We start from the raw sequence: 19,492 nt of genomic DNA, 5'->3' as shown, positions 1-19,492 counted from the left end.
ATTCGTGAGGCAACGATCTTGTCAAGGTTACATCTAACGTGAGGCAATGCGCCGGCAATTCTAATTATCGTTGATCAACTACACATGATCCAGCCGTCGAGCGTGACGGCAGTGGCGCTGACATTCTGCAGCGTGACCGTCTCGGCCCGTTTGTCGATGGCCCGAATGCGCACCGGGACATGCGGTGCGGCGGCGGCGTTGGGGTCGTCAGCACAGTTGTTGAAGCTCGGTGGGAGCTGTGCTGGGGCCGGGGTCGGTTGTGCGGCAGGTGGCGGTGGCGGTGGCGGAGCGGGCGCGGGCGGCGGCACCGCCGGTTGTCCCGGCTGGGCCTCGAGCACCTCACGGCCAAGCAGGCCGAGCAGCACGGTGGTGGGGCCAAGCTCGGGATGGGCCTCGAAGCGACGCCGTTCAAAGAACTGCACCGTGTAGGGGCGGCCTTCCAGTTCCATGGTGAAGGCCCCAGTGACCGGGAGGCCAAAGCGCTCGAGCCCGCCCTGGGTCTGCCAATAACGCAGGAAGGGTTCACAGACGGTATGGCCGGTCACGGCAAACGTGGTACAGCCCGGGCCAGCCGGCGCTCCCGGGCCGGGCTGCCAGGGCGTACCCAGTTGCGCCAGGCGCTCAACCCCCAGGCGTCCGGTCGTGACGGCCCCCGTCGGTTGGATCTCAATGCGGTCGCGCTCAAACCACTGCACCTGGAGGGTCTGGCCCTCAACCGTCTCGGCCCGCTGCGTGGTGATGGGGAAGCCGAAGATGGCGAGCCCGCCGTTGCGTTCCCAATAGGCGCGGATGGGGCCGTAGATGCACTGCCCGGTCTCCGGGAAGCAGCGCTGATCAGCGGGTGGAGGTGGCGCTGGCGCTGGAACTGGCGCTGGCTCGCGACAGCCAGGCCCCTCAAGCGCATCCTGGACGGCGCGATCCACGGCGGCGAAGAAATTCAGCCCGGTACGCTCCTCGAGGCAGCGCACGGTGGTTTGATAGTCCTGCCAGGCTCGCCCGTCGACGGTGGCATCGTTGGGCGTCCAGAGGGCGATCACGGGGGTGGACGGCGTGATGCGGGCGCGATCATCGCCGTCGGCGGCGGGCAGCACCAGCATGACTTTCCAGACGTTTGCGGGGATGGTGAGGCGACCGTTGGCGAGGGTGCCGCGACTGCCGGTGCCTCCAGCGACGACGTAGACCTCATTGCCCGCGCGGACGAGGCTGCGGGCGTGCTCTTCGAGAGTGGCCCAGAGGCCCTGGTTATTGGCGGGGGCTTGCGGCAGAATGTTGGTGAGGAGAAACGTCGCCTCGTTGTCGGCCTCGGTCGCGCTCCGATCCGCAGAGGGGGTCATGTGGCCCCGGTCGTAGCCGCTGTTGGTGTAGTCGTTGTGGGTGACGCGGTACCAGCTCGCGGGGAGGCTGGTATCGGTGATGAAGGGGCCGCTGTAGCGGGGCACGGCCCCCAGATCGCTGGCCTGGAGGTGCCAACTGACCCAGTTTGGGATGCCCCGGTCGCGGTGGTAGCTCAGGGCGTACTGATCGCGCACGATAAGGTAGTCGGCGGGGGAGTTGACGTCGGTGACGGCTGAGCTGGGCATCCCGAGGGCTAGGTGGCGACTGACGGACGGCTGAGCGGCGGCGGTCAAGCCGTCGAGCAGCAGGACGAGCGTGAGCAGCGTGAGCAGCGTGACGCGCAGCATGCGCGTGGGGGAGAGACGGGGCTGAGTCATGGCTGGTTCCTCCGAGAGCGCGGTTGCACGGATGTTCAGTGCTGTGCGCTGCCCCCTTGCGATAAACCCCTTGTCGCTTCATGCGGCTGATGACACGAAGCTCGGGCGCGGGCCTGACTGGGCGCTTGCCTCTCTATGTCAAAGGTGGGCGGACTGACGAGCCACAAACGGCTTGCCAGTCCGCATCACCATCTGAGTAAGCCTCACTCTCGTCGGCGTGAACGGTGGGATGGAATGGTCACGTTCGTCGGGGGGGCGGGTTCGGGTTCTCAGGGCATTGTCTGTCGTGCGGCTCGCCTTTTGCGAGATTGGCAAGACATTTCGGACAATACATTGACGTTGTAAGCCTCGCCCTTCCCGAGCCTCCGCATGCTGGACATAGCTCCGCCCGGCTTACCCTTCCAGTTCCACCACAGACAGTGCATAGACCATTGCCCGGGTCAATCGCCATGGTGCTTCTTCAGTTCCTTGACCGCTGCAGCCTTATCGCGCGCACGTTGTGCGTCTCGCTCCAGTTCGGCCACTTCAGCATTTTTGCCCGGGTGAGTTCCTCCAGATGTGTTCAAGTCATCCGCTTCCTGCTGGATCTTTGCCGCGTTAGCCTCATGCTGCGCGATCAACTTGTCGGCTTTTTCTTTGCTGTATCCGCTCATGGTGATCCTCCTGTTGTTTGAACGCTGGTACAGTTGATGGGATGCAAGGTGGCACGAACTTCATATCATACGCACTCCTTTCCCTGCTCGCCCAACGAACGAAGGGGCCAGGGTTCGCCGCGTAATCTTGGTTGAGCGGTCAGCATCTCCTGCGTCAGACTGGTGCAGAATACCGGCAACTCTTTGGGGTGTGAAAGAACAGGATGGACAAACGTCCGCTGGGTGGAACTGTGAGCAGTGCAGATGTTATGGACAACATCCATGGTTCGGATGCCGATCCGATACCTCTATTGTAGGGTATGCTTGCGGGAGCGAATATGCGATAGAAGTACTTCTTTTTTGTAGTACCATACTCCACGCTGATCTTGCGCTGGGATGCAGGTCGTGGATACGCAATCCGTTGCACTGTTGCTGGCCGTTTGGTGGGGAAGCCTCGGGGGTGTCCGCCTGGTATGTGAGTGCCTCGTTCCCTGTCACATGGCGATGCTTGTTCATCGTCTCCACGCCCTCCCGCTGCTCACCGCGCCAGGCAGCGCGGTGGACGGCGGGGGTGTTCGTGTGAATGCGGAGCATTGCGATGTTGTTGCAGAGGTTGTGACACTTATGGTCACACATATGTACTACAATTTATGTTATCGTACAACGTGCAACTGGCTCTGCGCACACCACGACACCACCACCATACTGCGAACGTCGCGACGGAGGTGATCCTATGGGCAAGGAAAGGGGAAGGCTCATGTCAAACCATGATGGAAGTTATATGCTGCGGGATGTGCTCACCCTGCTCGATGAGGCAGGGGTCTGGGCTGCAATGCCGCGCACCGTTCAGCAGGATCTTGTGATCAGGATTGTCAAATTGGCCTGTGATCGTCATGACTGTAACGCCGGCGAGATTCTGGATGGACATGAGGCGTTTGGGCTTTGCTATGACTGTCGAACGCCCGCCGAACCGCTGCGGCACGGCCTCTGTCGTACCTGCTGGCCTGACGATGATGATGAGGATGATGATGAGGACGATGCCGAAGACGGTTGAGGCCACCACCGCCTATGACGCTCTTCTGCGCATCTCTCGCCTTCGTGTGTAGGCGCATCGAGCAAGCCAGATCCTCGGCGATGCCTGCGTCGAGCATGTGGTGCTTCGTCGCCGGATGCACCGCGATCTGGGTGGCCTGGTTGTTGTCGCGATGAGCAGCGGCAAGTCACAACCGGATCACTCCTGCCGCTCTTCCTGCAAGACGAGGTAACGACCCAGGAAGGCGAAGCCGAGCAGTACCGCACCCGTTACCCAGCCGCCCAGACTGAAGATCGGTGGCCCATAGAGCCCCAGCCCAGCCCCGGCCACGACCAGCACAATCGCGAGCGCCCCGAACATGCGCATGCCGTAGAGGGTGATGAAGGGCAGGTAGTGAACGCCGACCACGATCATCGCCGCCGGGAAGAACCAGTGCGTCTGGTAGAGCGTGGCCGCGCCGACGAGCAAGAAGCTCGGCGGCACGATAAAGGCGGTCTGCGCGCCGAGGCCCCAGAGCCCATTCGTCGGGCTGACCGCACCGGGACGGCCCAGGAGCCGGACGACGAACTGGGTCAGCGGGAAGATGCCCATACTCCCGAAGAAGAGCGCGGCCATGCCGTAGGTCGGGGCGAACCAACTCCCCAGGGCTGCGGCAACCAGCCAGATCAGCCCGGCGACGAACTGGCCGCCGAAGCCGCCCAGGAAGGCCGAGCGCATTTCACGCTGGGCTGCGTCAATGGTCATTCCCACAGGTGCCTGTGGTGGCGTCGTGGGTGGATGGTTGATAGTACGCATGATCTCAAGATTTCTGGTATTTGTTGATCCCTGCCCCCAACACGAGACCCATTGCGGTTCCGGCCCCGGCGATGATCAGGTCCACGGCATGCCCGGTGTTACTTGGTAGGCGCTTCCAGTATAGCGAGGCCTCACGCGCCGCGCACCCGCCAGGCGACCGATCCGATCCTGGTTCTGTGGTACGAGACTGGCCCAAGGCGCCTACGGCTGGCCATAATGACGGGCAATGGCGCGGAAGACCTCAACGGTTTCGTGATCGTTTTCATCGAACCAGTAGTCGGTGCTGCTTTTCACGATCACGATGTTATAGCGGGGGTACATGTAGATGGATTGCCCCCACACGCCGATGGCGACGTATTCCCCATCTGGTTCTTCGGGAATCCACCATTGGTAGCCATAGCCGAACGTCCAGAAAGAATCAGGGTTGTCGCCCGGCTCCAGATGGGAACCCTGGGGCGTGGTTGATTCAGCCACCCAGTCACTCGGGATAATCTGAACGCCATCGCGCTGGCCCTGATTGAGGTATAACCGACCGAAGCGGGCATAATCATGCAAGGTGGCATTCAGACAGCAAAAAGCGATCTCGGTACCGGTTCGATCCAGATTCCAAAAGGCTTCGGTCGCCATCCCGGCTGGCTGCCAGATCGTTTCTTCCAAATAGGCGGCGACCGACTGCCCCGTCGCCCGTTCGAGGAGCAGCCCCAACACCATCGAATCGGCGCTGATATAATCATTGTAGGTTCCCGGCTCGCGCACGCGCTCCAGCCCAGCAATGGTGTCTGCCATGGGCGTCCCCATGGCAAAGGCGCGGATAAAAATCATGTTGATGTCAGAAAAATAGTTGTCGTAATCCTCGTCGAAATCGACCCCCGACGACATGGTGAGAATATGCTTGATGGGCACATCTTCGTACCCTGACCCTCTCAGTTCAGGCACGTAGTCGGTCACCGGATCATCAATGGCATCAATGTGACCTTGCGCCAGCGCCATGCCCACCATAGCCGACAGAAATGACTTGGCGACGGACCAGGACGTGGCGGGTGACGTCGCATCGTTGCCCAGGTAGTAGGACTCGTGCAGCATGAGGCCGTCTTGCGCTACCAGCAGGCCGGTGGTTTCGGTACGGGCTAAAAAGTCGGCCACGGCGTGGGTTTCCCCTTGCCACTGATAGTCCGTGGGTAATGGCCGTACCGCATAATCGAACGCCCACACTTCGGGTGGCGTGGCCGGCGCGATGTAATGGCTAGGAAAAATAGTATCCATGGCCCGGAAATTCTCGGCCCGCTTCTCATCGGCAAAGAGGGTCAGGGCTGGTCCCCAGGGACTATTTTGCAACCAGAGGTAGCCCGCCAGGGTAAGCAGGCCACCGCCCAGCATAATAGTTACCAGAACGAGTAAGCCTTTTTTCATGGTATTCATCTCCTTCACCGTAGATTGCCTCCTCCGCATCCTTGACCATAGAGTGCTTCCTCCACAATATCTGTGCTCGTTATGGGATCAACAGCTTGAGTTCTCCCTCGTCGCCATACCATTCGCCGGTCGGGACAAAGCCAAGCCGTTTGTAGAACCCTTCCGGGCTTGCTTCGCCCAAGCCGCAGCAGGTGGACAACTCTGGCGTTCCTTGGGCGCGTAGATGATCGAGCAGGCGGTCTATCGCCTGCCGACCGTACCCAAGCCCCTGATACGGTTTGGCGATCATGAAGCGCCAGAGGAAGACGCCGGGGCAATCAATGCCGTCGTCATAATCCGAGCCAATGTGCAGCATGATGAAACCAATGGGGGTTTCGTCGGCGTAAACGGCCCGTAGCCAGCAGTTTTCCGAGAAGTGGGCCTGAGCGATTGAGATCGCGTTGTCGGTCACCATCTTTCGCTGGGCTGGGGTCAACGTCTCGCTCAATTGGCAGATAGGGATGACGGTTTGGGCGGTGATTCGTTTGAAGTGAATGTCTGGGTTTGTCATCTGATACACCTGAGATTAACGCGAACTATGGGCTGCATACCTCCAGATCGTAACGCTTTGCCAGGTCAAGGATGCGTCCGGCCAGCAGACCACGGTGCAGCGTTTCACCCAGGCGCGCACGGGCAACGCCGTTGGCGCATGGAGGCAGCAAGGAGCATTTGGTTTGGAGAAGCTGAACGGCCATGCCGTCAGTATAGACGGGAAAGTACGTCGGGGCAACACCATTGCGTCACCATATTATGCGCCGGTAGGAACAAAACCAAGCTGGGCTCTGCGCAACAAGCGAGCATGCGACCCTGGCTTTGCCACAGTACACCGCCCAGTGTGACTGGATTGTCTGGTCGCGCAGCGGCTGGGCGTCGCCGTTCTTGGGGTATAGCAACGATTCGTGCAACATCGCTCCAGGTGCAGGTGACCGTTAGGGTTTGGGGACTACGTCTGCCAGCCCCTCCGGGGGCCAGCCGAGCAACTGCCCCCGGCAGAGCTGGGCCATCGGGAGTGTGCTTACGTCGTAGCCAGCCAACTCGAGCGGGCACTTGCCCCGGATGCGCTGCTGCGCGTCGTGCGTAAATGGCGTCAGGCGGTAGCACCACTCAAACACCACCAGATAGCGCTCAGCCGTCTCGATGCTGTGGAAGCCACAGAAGTTCTGATAGTGTTGCGCGAAGCGCCGGATCACCAACTCGGTCGTGTTGTTGGTCAGCGGGATGCGTTCGCTCTCGATGGCGTTGACCAGCTTCGGCCAGTGGTGCTCCAGACTGGTAAACACCGGCGCCACCTCCGGCTGCGCCGCGACGTACACCTCCCGCAGCGCCAGCACCTTCTCGTAGCGCCGCTCGGCCGTCCGCTTCGTCGTGGCCCAGAAGATCCGCTTCAGCTGCCGCAGCAGCGCCACCGCCTCCGGGTGCTGCTCCCGGTAGTCCTTCCCGTCAGGCGCAGGCCCTCAGCCTGCGCAGCGGCCTGTACCTCGGCGACGGACCACCAGTGGTGGCGCGTCCAGCGCTGGACAATGGCCTGCTGCTGCGCACGAGGCAGGAGGGGGCCATCACGGCGACTCATCAGGCGTTGCCAATCGCCCGCCTCGTGATCGTTCTCCCACCGACTGAGCAACTCCTGGAGCGTGTCGAACCAGCCCGCCAGCCAGGTCTGGCAGAGGAACGGCCGTTGCCCGGGATGCGCCACAAGATGGATGTCGCGCAGAAAGAGCAGGAACATGCGCCGGTCGAACTCATCGACGGGCCTGTGGCGGATGGCGAACTGGTCGCCGAGAATGACCTCGTAGGTGCCGTCATCGAGGACCCGTCCGCTGGCCGTCGGTTTGGGTGGGCGAGGCGTTGCGGCCGCCCCGAGCAGGGCACCACCGGTCAGGCCAAGCAGTTGGCCGAGCAGGAGCCCACCGAGGGCAAGTAGCAGGGCCAGGTGGAGGTCGGCCAGGGTCTGACGGAGCCAGCGGCCGCTGGGGTGCTGCGCCCACTGCGGCCAGCGGAGCCCGCTGAGCGTGAGCAGCCAGCGGAGCAGGGGCAGGCCGGCCAGGAGGAGCAGGGCGGTGGGGGCGCGTGCGCCAAGGAGGAGCAGGAGCAGCAGGCTCGTCTGGCACAGGGCTGGGGGCAGGGTGCGCCGCAGAACCGCCCCGGCACCGCGGAGCGTCGGGGCGACCGGAGGCCGACGGCAGCGGCGGCAGCGGATCCGGCGCACCGAGCGCGCCACGGCGACCGTCACGGGGAGCCGTTCGGCTCCGTACCCGGTGCTTGTCACGAGCAGGAGGGGCAGCAGGGCCAGCGCCAGCAGGCGCACAATACGACGGTGTTGCCGCCGCGTCAGGGGAGCGAAGATGGTATGATACACGCTTGCCAGCCTTTCGCGTGGGATGCACAAGGGTTTGTGGTAAAGCTCCATGTACACCCATCCGCGAAAGCTGGCAAGTGTATACCCAAGCAGCAACGGCGGTCAGGCCGAAATGACGAAGCGCCCTGGTGACGGGGCGCGTCCTGATGCTACTGCGTAGTCCCTAATGTGTATCGGTCTCGATGGATAGCTGTCAACTGCGCCGCTGGCAAACGAGCGAAGCGAGGCGGGAGGCGGCACGAGATGAGACGAACAGTAAAAAGTTGCGCCGAGGTTGCGGCCGCGCCAGGGACGTCGGGTGCACTGCGTGGTTAGGCTGCTTGTTTAGCAATTACATCTTCGACACTGGGAATCTCTTCCTTCTGCCCTGGCGTTGCTTGGGTTCCGCCGCTTCTCCCGCCTTCGTGCTGCCTATGTTGAGTGCGCAGGATACGGTGGGTGAACGCACCCTACGCGGTCAAGGGTTTCGGTGATCCGCCGCATCTCTGGTCAGGGCCATATCGAGTATCATGTGGTCAATGCTGGTGCGCTCAGGGGTGACACATGTTCATTATAGGTTGTGTTGCCAGAGCGCATGGGAACGCTATGTGCGGCAATCTGTAATCTGCAATGGTATCAGGGAGCAAGGAGATCTGATGGATGGTTTTCATGACAAAGCCGTGCTGATCACTGGGGGCGGGGGCGGGATTGGGCGGGCGACCGCGCTCGCTTTTGCGCACGCCGGCGCTCGTGTGATGCTTGGTGACGTCGATATTGCGGCGGCGGAAGAGACGGCTCGCTTGGTGACGGCAGCGGGGGGCGAGGCGCACGTGCTCCAGTGCGATGTCGCCGAGCCGGCCCAGGTTGAGGCGCTTGTGCAAACGACCCTGGATCGCCTGGGTCGCCTCGATTGCGCGGTGAACAATGCGGGCATCGAGGCGTCGCAAGAGGGTCTGGCACGTTTGCCGCTGGCGACCTGGGAACGGACGCTGGCCGTCAATCTGAGCGGGGTCTTCTATTGTATGCGGGCGGAGATTACCGCGATGCGTGCCAGTGGGGGTGGCGCTATCGTGAATATGGCTTCGGCCCTGGGCCTGGTTGGTTTTGTCGGCGCGGCGGCCTATGTGGCGGCCAAGCACGGCGTGATCGGCTTGACGAAGACGGCGGCGCTTGAATACGCCACCCGCGGCATTCGGGTCAACGCTGTTTGCCCTGGCTTCATCGCTACCCCTATGCTTGACCGTGCCGGCGTCACGGCTGACCCGGAACGCACGGCGATGATCGCTGAATTGCACGCGATGCGTCGGCTGGGTCGCCCCGAAGAGATCGCTGGCGCAGTGCTCTATCTCTGCTCAGACGCGGCCTCGTTTGTTACGGGCGAAGCGCTTGTGGCGGATGGCGGGTACACGGCGCGTTGAGGCGATGGCGGAACCATTTCCCGTCGTTGTGAGCGTCACCCGGGATCGTTGCATGCCCGCGGGAGGGCGCAGCAGCTGGGGCGTCACTCGGTATCGATGCGATTATCGGGGCGGTTGTCCGCTGTAGGGGCGCAGCAGCCCATGGGCCATCCGTTGGGGGCAGGCCCCCCGCCATCGCTGCTGCGCCCAACGGCGCGATGGGTGCGCCCCCGCCCCTGGTTGAACCAGGTCAGGCCTGTGGAGACATCCGGCGTGATCGATGGTCGATGGCGGAACCCTTGCTTTGCGCGAGTGAGGTACTTGCTTCGTGCTACAATAGTAGCTGATAACGTATATTCAAGGGTGTTCCTATGCTCGAGCCCGGCTCTCTCATTTTGCAACGCTATCAGCTGGTGCGCCTGATTGGGCGTGGCGGGATGGGTGCAGTCTATGAGGCGCTTGACCGACGGCTCCGCAATACGGTTGCGCTCAAGCAGATGCTTGGGGATAATGCTGAGAATGTCGAGGCGTTTGAGCACGAGGCACAGATCCTTGCTGGCCTCCGCCATACTGCGTTGCCCAAGGTGATTGACTATTTTCGCGATCCTGCCGGGCTTTTTCTGGTGATGGAGTTTTTTCCGGGCGCGGATCTCGCGGCGCTGCTTGCCCGCCGCGGTGAGCCGTTTCCCCTTGATGAGGTGCTTGGCTGGGCCGATCAGTTGCTCCGTGCGCTCGAGTATCTCCATTCGCGCCAGCCGCCGGTGCTCCACCGCGATATCAAGCCTCAGAATATCAAGTTGACCCCCGAAGCTCAGGTGGTGTTGCTCGATTTTGGCTTGGCAAAACGATCCGCCCCCGGACGTTCGGCCAGCCTTTTTGGGTATACGTTGCAGTATGCGCCGCTTGAGCAGATCGAGGCGTCGGGCACCGATCCACGCTCGGATCTCTATGCGTTTGGGGCGACGCTGTACCATCTGTTGACGAATCGCCCGCCGCCAAGTGCGCTGACCCGCGCTGATGCGTTGCTTGGTGGCCACGACGATCCGCTTGTTCTTGCCCATCACGTCAATGCGGCTGTGCCGCTCGAAGTCGCCCAGTTTTTGTCTCAACTCGTTGCCGTTCACCGCGAAGAACGCTTTGCTTCGGCGACGATGGCGCGGCGGCATCTGCGTGAGCTTGCGTCGGAGACGACGAATACGCTCGTGATTGCCGGCTCTGCTTCGCCGCAGGTGCTGCCCGGTCTCCCCGAGGCTTCGCCTGTTCAGGGGCAACCAATTAGCGTTGGTTGGCAACAGGTGCGTGACGCGGCGAATGCCCAGGCTGAGCCTGCCCTCCGTGAGTTGATCGGCACGCCCCGCCGCCCCGGCCCGTATCTCCCCGAACTCTATGTGCCTCGTGAGGTGATCGAGGCGGAACTGACCTCGTTCCTTGCTGAGTCTGTTGGTGCATTGCTGATCCTCGGTGATGCCGGTGTCGGCAAGACCTGTTTGCTGGCTCATTGGGCGGCTTCGTTGCGCAAGGCCGGCGATGCGGTGCTCTTCTATCGCTGTGGTGGCTCGCTTGGCCCTGAACTTGACCGCGAGTTGGCGCGTGATCTCGGGCGCGACCATGTTGATCTGGTGCTGCACGATCTTAGCCAGATCGCGCACCTGGCCCAGGTTGCGCAACGTCGCCTCGTGATTATTTTTGATGCGCTGAATGAGTATCGCGGCGATGGAAGCGTCGGCCCCGAAGGGTTGCTCAAGCAGATTGATAGTCTCGTTGGCCGCGTCGCTGGGCCGTGGCTCAAGGTGGTCGTCAGTTGCAATACGGCGACCTGGGGGCAGTTGGAACGCGCCGGTGCGACGCGCCTCTTTTGGAGCGCCTATTATCACGATGCCGACGGCCATCACGCGCTCGCCCCTGGCCTCTTTACGGAAGCTGAGTTGACCGAGGCGTATGCGCGTTATCAGGCGTTTTTTCAGTTGCAGACGCCCTTTGAACGGTTGCCCCCGGCGCTTTGCGAGCGACTAGCGCGCCCGCTGATGCTGCGCCTGGTCGCCGAGAGTTCGCGTGGTGGCCCGGTGGCGTTTGCGGCGCGTGGTTTGCACCTGGGCCTTTTTCGGCGCTTTTATGACGAACGGGTGCGCCAGCGCCGCGACCAGCTTTTTGTGGAAGAACTTGCCGAGCAATTGTTGCGTCAGGGCCAGACGGCGCTGCCCCTGCGCGACCTCGCCCGCAACGAGTTGCTCCGCGAGGCGTTGCTCAGCGATGAACCCGACTCGACCTATATCCGCCTGCTTGATGATGGCATTCTGACGGAACTGAGTGGCGATCTGTTTGTTGGCGAAATGGTGAGTTTTGCCTATGCCGAATTGGGCGCATATGTGCTCGCCAGGCACTTGCTGCGCAATCCCGCGACGCGCACCAGTTTGCCGACGCTGCTCAATGGCTTGATGGAGCGGGCGCGCAGCTTTCCGCTCGCCTTTGATATTGCCCGCACGACGCTGCTGATCGCCGGGCAACCCGAGACCTTTGCGGCGCTGGCGCAGTCGCCCGATATCGAACTGCGTGAACTGGTCGCCCAGAGTCTCGTTGAGCTCTATGCCGACGAACCCGCCCGCGGCCTCGAGTTGATGAAGCGGCTCTGCGAGCATGAGGCGGATGAGAGCCGACGCACCGCGCTCAAGGCGGCCTATTATATTGGCCCGCAGGCGCGTGATCTCTTTCTCTGGGCGGCCAGCCGGGGCAGCACCGCGCTGCGGCGCGTGGCACGTGATACGCTCTATTTGACCTGGCATTCCGATCCTGGGTTTACCTACGATCTGCTGCGCGAACTGGTCGCCCGCGTCAAGCCAGCGGCGATCCGCGATTTGCGCAATATTATCGAATTCTTCTTTGAACTCTCGGTGGTCATCTATATTAATCATCCCGAACGCGCTGATGTGCGCGATACGACGGTCGAGCTCTATTATGAACTTGCGCGCCAGCGTCTGCATCTCGATCTGCTCAATACCGGGATGTTTGGCAAGACGATTGAAGATCTTATTTTTCAGGCGGTTGCTAGTGCTTTTTCACAGCCAATTCTTGATACGATGTTGCTGACTGAAGTGGTGCCGGTCGAGGAGTTTTTTGCGATTCCCCAGGAGCGGCGCTCGTTGCTGGTGACGGTTGCCCCGCTCTTTGATCCTGCGACGTCGCTCGACCGCTATCAGCACGAACTCGAACTGCTGCTGCAGGCCGAGAATGTCTTTTTCAATCTGGTGGCGATTGCCCAACTTGCCATTCACGCGACAACCGATTTTCCTTCGACCGAGACCTTTATCCGCACGCTCTATCCCCGGCTCCCCGGTGAGGGGCGACTCTGGCTGTTGCTCAGTTTCTGTGTGCTGCTGCCCACGACGCCGCCGACCTGGACGCCGCTGATCGAGTGGTTGACCGAGCAACTCTTTCGCGATCACCCTGATCTGGTCTACAGCGAAACGCCGGGCATCCTGCAGCGTCTTGACGATCTGCTGCTCTTGCCGCTGGGCCTGGCCTATGGCAAAGTCGGCCAGACGATGCCCCTGATCGAGTTGATGCTCCAGGATGGCCTGCTCCGCGACGATGCCCGGCAGGTCAACCGCGTTGTCGCTGGTCTCGCCGCCGTTGGTTTCTACTACCCCGAGCCAGTGCTCCGCTTGCTCGGCAATGTCTTGACCGCACGTGAGGACAACCTGCCTGCGACCCTGATCCATACCCTGGCGACCTTGCGCACGCTCCACCTTGATGTGACCGATGTCTTTATGGCGCAGCACAGTCTGAGCGACGACTTCCAGCGGCAGGTCGTCGCTGCGACCGATACCGAGCTCGTGCGCCGCTATATTTATTGGCTCGGGCTCTACAATCAAGTTGTGCATTCGTGCTGTTACTACCCCAAAATGCGCCGCCAGATGGCGATGGCCGCGATGGAGATGCTGACTCAGGCTCAGGCACCGCAGGAGTTTATTGGCACCTATACCGCTACCGTATTCCGTATGCTGCGCGAAGCCGGCTTCAAGCTCTCTGAGTGGACGACGATCTGAAGGAGGCCCATCTATGTTTACGCACGAGGTTGAGCAGACGCTTGACGGCATTGATTATCTCGAATTTTATGTGAGCAATGCCCGTCAGGCGGCTCATTTTTATCGCAGCATCCTCGGGTTACTCCCCGTGGCCTATGCTGGTCTCGAAACTGGTGTGCGCGATCGCTGCTCGTATGTGGTGGCCCGCGAGGGGGTACGCCTGGTCTTGACGGCCCCGCTGGTGCCGGATCACCCGATCGGAACCTTTGTGGCGCGTCACGGCGATGGGGTCAAGGATATTGCGCTGCAGGTACCTGATGCCACGGTTGCCTACGAGGCTGCCTTAGGGGCTGGTGCCGTCGGTCTGCTCGAACCGACTGTTTATGCGGATCAGCATGGGCAGGTCATCAAGGCAACGATTGCCGCGTATGGCGATGTTGTGCATAGTTTTGTGGAACGTAAAGCCTACACCGGCCCCTTCATGCCTGGGTTCACGGCGCTCACGCCAGCTGAAGGAGCGCTCGACACTGGCATTGTTGCCATTGACCATATTGTGGCCAACGTCGAAACCGGGATGATGGATCGCTGGGTCGCCTACTACCGTGACGTGCTTGGCTTTCGCCAGTTGCACCATTTTGATGATGAGGCGATCAGCACCGAGTATAGCGCCTTGATGAGCAAAGTGATGCAGAATGGCACCGGGCGCATCAAGCTCCCGATCAACGAACCCGCCAAAGGGCGCAAAAAGAGCCAGATTGCCGAATTTCTCGACTACTTCGGTGGCCCAGGCGTGCAGCATATCGCCCTGGAAACCAACGACATCTGCGCCACCGTCGAAACCTTGCGCACCGCAGGGCTACGCTTTATCACGGTTCCCGCGACCTACTACGATGGCCTGAATGAACGGGTCGGCCCGCTCGACGAGAATCTCGCGACGCTACGCGAATACAACGTGCTCGTTGATCGCGACGAAGAGGGCTACATGCTCCAGATCTTTAGCCAGCCACTGCAGGATCGGCCCACGCTCTTTGTCGAAGTGATCCAGCGCAAAGGCAGTCGTGGCTTTGGCAAAGGCAATTTCAAGGCGCTCTTCGAGGCGATTGAGCGTGAGCAAGATCGCCGGGGCAATCTTTAGATCGAATACCTTGCATATAAGGCGGTTTTTTGACGCAAAGGCGCAAAGGCGCGAAGGGTGTCAGGTGGTTTTTTGACGCAAAGGCGCAAAGGCGCGAAGGGTGTCAGGTGGTTTTTTGACGCAAAGGCGCAAAGGCGCGAAGGGTGTCAGGTGGTTTTTTGACGCAAAGGCGCAAAGGCGCAAAGGGTGTAGCTGTGAGCCAAGTATGTATCGTTAGCGGTGTTGACGAAACAACCTGGTGGCTTACCGAACTGTTGTCGAGCCAGGGCCACGCAGTGTTGTCAGTTGCTGATGTTCACGCTCTTGCTGCGACCTTGCCGTCACCGCCTGATGTCCTGGTCATTGATGCCCGCGCCGATCGGTCGCAGGCGCTGGACATCCTGGCGATGGTTGAGTCTCGTTCAGCGCTGGAATGTGTGCCCATCCTGCTGCTAGATGAGGAGCCGGCGGCACCGTTGATCAAGCTCATCGCCGTTGCGTCTGGCGATTATCTGGTGGGGCCTTTGCACAGCGAGGCGATTGTGGCGCGGGTGGAGTTGGCATTGCGTCGCGGGTCATATCTGCGGGCTACGCAGCAAGCGTCTAGCTCCAATACTTTTCAAATAAGCTCACGCGAAGGCGCGAAGGCGCGAAGGGTTCGCTCACGTACGCGAAAACCTTTGCGCCTTTGCGCCTTTGCGTCAAAACAATCGCCTTCTTTGCAAGGTATTGCGTCTAGCTCGTCTCCACAGCCGTCGGAGACGCCAGACCATGCGGGTGCGCATCGCCAAGCGTCGGTTTCTGCCTCGGTATTCGAGCGGGCCATCGAGTACCTGCCCATCGGGGTAATGATTGTCTCGCCGATGAATCAGATCGAGTATGTCAACCAGGCACTCTGTGATTTTGTTGGCTACAGCATGGAAGAGTTGCTCGGGCGTCAGCCTGGATTCATGGTCTTGCCCGAGGATCACGCGGCCACGGTGGCAAGGGGCCATTTGCTTGCGGCCGGTCAGATCGACCAGTTTGTCCACGAGCGCCGCCGCTACGTGCGTAAGGACGGTGCCCTTGCCCTCGGCAAACTGACGGTTTACGCTCCTCGCGACGACGCTGGTCGTCCGGTGGCCTTCCTGGGCTTCATTGAAGACATTGGCAACCGTGTCTGGGTCGAGGATCAACTTGCTCGCTATACCCGCTATCAGCAGGCGCTTGCCAACGCCTCCCTGACGCTGCTCACCGCTGCGCCGGATGCCGCCACGCGTTCCACCGCGCTCCGCAAGGCACTCGAGCAATTGCTCGACGGTGCCACGGTTGGCAGGGCCTACATGTTCCGCAATGTCTCAGATCCGCAACACGGGCTCGCACTTGACCTCGTCGCCGAGGCCTGGTCAGCGGGCCACCGCTCGCTCCGTCAGGCATCCGATGCCGACCGCTTTGCGCCGTTGCCCTATGCAATCTTGCCGCAAGCGCATCGCGAGCGCATGCTTGCCGGTCTCCCCGCGGGCGGTCTTGTGCAAGATATTTATGCTGAAACCCCCGACATGCTTGCCATCGTGTCAGGCGAAGGTATTTGCTCGACGCAGACGGTGCCTGTCCATCTTGACGGGCGGCTGTGGGGTATGCTCGGCTTTGATGATTATGCCGAGCCGCGGGTCTGGGATCACACTGACCTGATGCTGCTGACTTCGGCAGCATCAATGCTTGGCCAGACCTTGCACCGTTGGCAGATTGAGGATGATCTGCGGGCGACCAGCCAGTTCCTGGCCACTACCGGGGAAGTGGCGCATGTTGGTGGGTGGACGGTCGATCTCGAAACCAGGGTTCCGATCCTCTCGAGCGAACTGGCGCGTCTACTTGAGCTTGACGCCAATGCGTCTCTTGACCTCGAACAGTTGCTGACGTTCTACCCGCCCGAGGTTCAGCCGGAGATCAGGACGGTTGTGAGGGCGGCGATCCAGGATGGTGACGGGTGGGAGCTGGAATTGCCGATGGTCACGACGAGTGGGCGCCGTATCTGGGTGAACTCACGCGGCCAGGCCGAGCGGCGCGAAGGCCGGACGGTGCGCCTCTACGGTGCGGTGCAGGATGTCACCCGGCGCAAGGAGGCGGAGCTACGGCTGGCAAACCAGCTCTCGATTGAGGCGGCCATGGTGAAGTGCTCGCAGGAATTGCTGGCACCAGTGCGCTCAGAGGCTGACCTGGCGCAGGTCGCCGCGCCCGCGCTCGAGCACCTACGGGCGGCACTGAACATTGACCAGGCCTATCTGATGCGCCTGGTGGCCGACCCCACCGACCCCTATCTGACCCTGGTTGCACTCGCCACCATCCCGATTGCCGAATCATTTGCCGAGCACCCCCTTGCCCAGCGTTTCTCGCTCTCCTTCATTCCCCAGGCGCGTCTCAATACGTTGTTGCGCGGGGACGTCCTGCTCGGGATACCTGATCAATCCGAGCTTGCGCCCTCTGCGCAGCAGTCGTGGCGAGCCCTTGATCAGGCGCATGCCCGCATTACGTTCCCGGTGCGGATCGATGGCGCACTCTGGGGCGTGCTTGGCTTCAATGGTCTGACCGAACGGGCGTGGGATGAACAGGAGCAGACGGTGCTGCGGACGACTGCCGAGATGTTTAGTCATGTCATCCGGCGCTGGATCGCAGAGAGCGAGTTGCGCCGTAGCGAGGAACAATTCCGTACGGCGGTCGAGACGATGCTCGATGGCTTTGCGATCCTTGATACGGTGCGCGACGAAGCGGGCAAGATCGTTGACTTTCGCTACCGCTATATCAACGAAGTCGGCTGCCTACTCAACCAGCGCACCCGTGAAGCGCACCTCGGGCACACGTTGCTTGATCTGCTGTCCCCCTATCGCGATAGCAACCTCTTTGCTGACTATGTTCGTCTGGTCGAAACCGGGATGCCGGTCGCTCGTGAGCACCTGGTCTACGAAGATCAGGCTGACCAGGGCGAGCGGCTGGCGCGGTTATACGATGTCCGCGCTGCCCGCCTCGGTGACGGCTTCGCGATGATCTGGCGCGATATCACCGACCGGCGCCTCGCTCACGAGTCGCTCGCCAGGGCCAATACCGATTTGCTGCGCCGTGTGAGCGAGTTGCGCACCCTTAACACCGTCGCGCAGACGCTTGTCTTTACCCAGGATCTGCCGACGGGCCTAGAGACGGTCTGTGCAGCCGTCGCAGCGCAGACGGGTGCGCAGTCGGTCGTCATTGTCGGCTTTGCGCAACGACGCCGGAGCGAAGGAACCGAGGCTACGGTCGCGCCTGATCTCGATCAGCTAGCTGGGGTGAGCGTGCTCGCCCCCGAGGATTTCGGGATCCTCGGTGATGCGTTGCTTGCCCAGCGCCGCCCCATCGCACTCGTGCGGAAGGAGACAAACTTCATTCTGAGTGAAACGACCCTGCACCGTCTCCAATGTGCCGACGCAGCCTATCTATTGCTCGTCCCGCTGACCGCGCCAACGGGCAACCTTGGACTGCTTGCCCTGGGGCGAGGGTCATCAGGCCACGCCTTTAGCGCCGAGAACCAGAGTTTCGCCGAGACGGTAGCGGGCCAGATCGCAACGGCAATCAGCAATGCGCAGCTTGCTGAACACGCCCGCCGTGCCGCAACTCTTGCCGAGCGCAACCGGGTTGCGCACGACCTGCACGACTCGGCGACTCAATCCCTCTACAGCCTGGTCTTGATCGCTGCTGGCTGGGCGATGCAGGCCAGCAATGGGCGTCTGACCGACACCCCCGCGAAGTTCACCCAGCTGAGTGAGATCGCGGTGCAGGTGTTGAAAGAGCTACGCCTGCTGATCTACCAACTGCGTCATCCCGAGCTCGAGGCAGTCGGGCTCATCAAGGCACTTGAGGAGCGCCTCGCTGCGGTAGAGCAACGAGCGAACATCGCCACGACCTTCGAGGTCACCGGTGAACTCATGGGCCTGCCACTGGATCACGAAGAGCAGCTCTACATGATGCTGCAGGAAGTGCTCAACAACGCCTTGCGCCACGCACGGGCGAGCAAGGTTAGCCTGGCTGTTCATTCCGCCGACGATGTCATCATCTTCACCGTGCGTGATGATGGCATTGGTTTCGATCCGGAGTCCACCTCGGGAGGGCTGGGGTTACGTAGTTTGCAAGAGCGCGCAGCCAAGATCGGTGCCCGCCTGAGTCTCAGTGCGCAGCCAGGGCAGGGCACCCTTATTGAGATTCGCGTTCCAGCCACAACGACAACAGGAGGTATTTCCCGTGCCTGAGAAGATTCGTGTGTTGATTGCCGACGACCACCCGCTCATCCGCCAGGGGCTTGAGATCGTTATCGAAGAGCAGCCCGATATGGAACTGGTCGCTCAGGCGGTTGACGGCCTCGATGCCGTTGCGAAGGCGCTTGCGACGCGCCCCGACGTGGCGTTGCTGGATCTAAAGATGCCAAAGCAAGATGGTCTGATGGCAATGCAACAGATTCAGGAGGCCTTGCCCAAGACGAGTTGCATCATTCTCACCAGCTTCACTGATGACGTGCAGGTGCTTGAGGCAATTGAGGCGGGCGCAAAGGGCTTTTTGAATAAGGACTCGAACCACGAGGATCTCTTGGGCGCGATTCGGGCCGTGAGCAGAGGTGATGCCGCCCTCCACCCGGCGGCGGCACGGGTGCTGATGCAATCCTACAAAGCCTCGCGCCAGCCCGCCGTAGCGGGCAATGCCTTGACGCCGATGGAATTGCGGGTGCTCCAACTGCTGGCGACCGGGGCGTCGAACCGTGAGCTTGCTGCAACCTTGGGCGTATCGGTGCGCACAGTGACGACCCATGTCCGCAACATTCTCGACAAACTCCAGTTGAAAAACCGCACGCAGGCGGCTCTCTATGCCCGCGAAAACCGACTTACCGATCCGCATTCGTAGTGCCAATGATAGCATTTTAGAGTGCAAATTCCTCACTCCGCTCCGCTCCGTTCGGAATGACAGAGCTGGCGTTGGCAGCCCGCTGCGCTTGCCGTGGCAGCCCG

Annotated in this window: 13 protein-coding genes; 6 read left to right on the top strand and 7 right to left on the bottom strand. The window is 61.3% G+C overall.

The annotated features are described in order from the left end of the window. Positions 1-74: 74 nt before the first annotated feature. Together A9Q02_RS24735 and A9Q02_RS22765 are read right to left on the bottom strand one after the other, a co-directional pair. Complete coding sequence (locus A9Q02_RS24735; protein ID WP_216361582.1) at positions 75-1,712, bottom strand: DNA/RNA non-specific endonuclease; 1,638 nt, start codon at positions 1,710-1,712, stop codon at positions 75-77. 440 nt (positions 1,713-2,152) lie between these two features. Further along, positions 2,153-2,365 (bottom strand): hypothetical protein, encoded by a 213-nt coding sequence (locus A9Q02_RS22765; RefSeq protein WP_097655378.1) that lies wholly within the window; start codon positions 2,363-2,365, stop codon positions 2,153-2,155. Between the two features lie 736 nt (positions 2,366-3,101). Between A9Q02_RS22765 and A9Q02_RS22760 the strand changes: the two genes are divergently transcribed. Beyond that, positions 3,102-3,398, top strand: a complete 297-nt coding sequence (locus A9Q02_RS22760; protein WP_097655377.1) for a hypothetical protein — start codon at positions 3,102-3,104, stop codon at positions 3,396-3,398. A 177-nt stretch (positions 3,399-3,575) separates the two neighbouring features. Here the strand turns inward: A9Q02_RS22760 and A9Q02_RS22755 are convergent, their stop codons facing one another. The 5 genes from A9Q02_RS22755 to A9Q02_RS22735 form a co-directional block, all read right to left on the bottom strand. Continuing rightward, positions 3,576-4,172, bottom strand: coding sequence for a DUF7010 family protein (locus tag A9Q02_RS22755; RefSeq protein WP_141509146.1), 597 nt, complete (start codon positions 4,170-4,172; stop codon positions 3,576-3,578). Between the two features lie 201 nt (positions 4,173-4,373). Then, positions 4,374-5,591 carry a serine hydrolase domain-containing protein gene (locus tag A9Q02_RS22750; RefSeq protein WP_245860824.1) on the bottom strand — a complete coding sequence of 406 codons (1,218 nt, stop codon included), beginning with the start codon at positions 5,589-5,591 and terminating at the stop codon, positions 4,374-4,376. A gap of 70 nt (positions 5,592-5,661) precedes the next feature. Continuing rightward, the gene (locus A9Q02_RS22745) at positions 5,662-6,132 is read right to left on the bottom strand and encodes a GNAT family N-acetyltransferase (protein WP_097655374.1); all 471 of its coding nucleotides are present in this window, start codon (positions 6,130-6,132) and stop codon (positions 5,662-5,664) included. Positions 6,133-6,550: 418 nt separating this feature from the next. Beyond that, positions 6,551-7,027: an IS66 family transposase gene (locus tag A9Q02_RS22740; RefSeq protein WP_097655373.1), complete on the bottom strand. Its 477-nt coding sequence runs from the start codon at positions 7,025-7,027 to the stop codon at positions 6,551-6,553. Beyond that, entirely contained in the window at positions 7,006-7,977 is a 972-nt protein-coding gene (locus A9Q02_RS22735; protein WP_097655372.1) for a hypothetical protein, read from the bottom strand. Before A9Q02_RS22735 ends, A9Q02_RS22740 begins: the two co-directional genes overlap by 22 nt. 635 nt (positions 7,978-8,612) lie before the next feature. Here A9Q02_RS22735 and A9Q02_RS22730 point away from each other — a divergent pair. The 5 genes from A9Q02_RS22730 (at position 8,613) to A9Q02_RS22710 (ending at position 19,388) form a co-directional block, all read left to right on the top strand. After that, the gene (locus A9Q02_RS22730) at positions 8,613-9,374 is read left to right on the top strand and encodes an SDR family oxidoreductase (protein ID WP_097655371.1); all 762 of its coding nucleotides are present in this window, start codon (positions 8,613-8,615) and stop codon (positions 9,372-9,374) included. Between the two features lie 350 nt (positions 9,375-9,724). Beyond that, entirely contained in the window at positions 9,725-13,396 is a 3,672-nt protein-coding gene (locus A9Q02_RS22725) for a protein kinase domain-containing protein (protein ID WP_097655370.1), read from the top strand. Between the two features lie 13 nt (positions 13,397-13,409). Further along, positions 13,410-14,510, top strand: a complete 1,101-nt coding sequence (gene hppD / locus A9Q02_RS22720) for a 4-hydroxyphenylpyruvate dioxygenase (protein WP_097655369.1) — start codon at positions 13,410-13,412, stop codon at positions 14,508-14,510. A gap of 194 nt (positions 14,511-14,704) precedes the next feature. After that, on the top strand, positions 14,705-18,742 hold the full coding sequence (locus tag A9Q02_RS22715) for a PAS domain S-box protein (RefSeq protein WP_141509144.1): 4,038 nt from the start codon (positions 14,705-14,707) through the stop codon (positions 18,740-18,742). After that, the gene (locus A9Q02_RS22710) at positions 18,735-19,388 is read left to right on the top strand and encodes a response regulator (protein ID WP_172451290.1); all 654 of its coding nucleotides are present in this window, start codon (positions 18,735-18,737) and stop codon (positions 19,386-19,388) included. Before A9Q02_RS22715 ends, A9Q02_RS22710 begins: the two co-directional genes overlap by 8 nt. The last annotated feature ends 104 nt before the right edge of the window (positions 19,389-19,492 follow it).

The organism is Candidatus Chloroploca asiatica (genome assembly GCF_002532075.1).
In the GTDB taxonomy this organism is placed as follows: Bacteria; Chloroflexota; Chloroflexia; order Chloroflexales; family Chloroflexaceae; genus Chloroploca; species Chloroploca asiatica.
Note: the sequence above shows the minus strand (reverse complement) of the source record. Positions and strands in the feature narration are given on the sequence as shown.

What these genes read in the sequence shown, in the direction of transcription:
- A9Q02_RS24735 (WP_216361582.1), bottom strand. Translation starts at nt 1,712, where the DNA reads ATGACTCAGCCCCGTCTCTCCCCCACGCGCATGCTGCGCGTCACGCTG.
- A9Q02_RS22765 (WP_097655378.1), bottom strand. Translation starts at nt 2,365, where the DNA reads ATGAGCGGATACAGCAAAGAAAAAGCCGACAAGTTGATCGCGCAGCAT.
- A9Q02_RS22760 (WP_097655377.1), top strand. Translation starts at nt 3,102, where the DNA reads ATGTCAAACCATGATGGAAGTTATATGCTGCGGGATGTGCTCACCCTG.
- A9Q02_RS22755 (WP_141509146.1), bottom strand. Translation starts at nt 4,172, where the DNA reads ATGCGTACTATCAACCATCCACCCACGACGCCACCACAGGCACCTGTG.
- A9Q02_RS22750 (WP_245860824.1), bottom strand. Translation starts at nt 5,591, where the DNA reads ATGAATACCATGAAAAAAGGCTTACTCGTTCTGGTAACTATTATGCTG.
- A9Q02_RS22745 (WP_097655374.1), bottom strand. Translation starts at nt 6,132, where the DNA reads ATGACAAACCCAGACATTCACTTCAAACGAATCACCGCCCAAACCGTC.
- A9Q02_RS22730 (WP_097655371.1), top strand. Translation starts at nt 8,613, where the DNA reads ATGGATGGTTTTCATGACAAAGCCGTGCTGATCACTGGGGGCGGGGGC.
- A9Q02_RS22725 (WP_097655370.1), top strand. Translation starts at nt 9,725, where the DNA reads ATGCTCGAGCCCGGCTCTCTCATTTTGCAACGCTATCAGCTGGTGCGC.
- hppD (WP_097655369.1), top strand. Translation starts at nt 13,410, where the DNA reads ATGTTTACGCACGAGGTTGAGCAGACGCTTGACGGCATTGATTATCTC.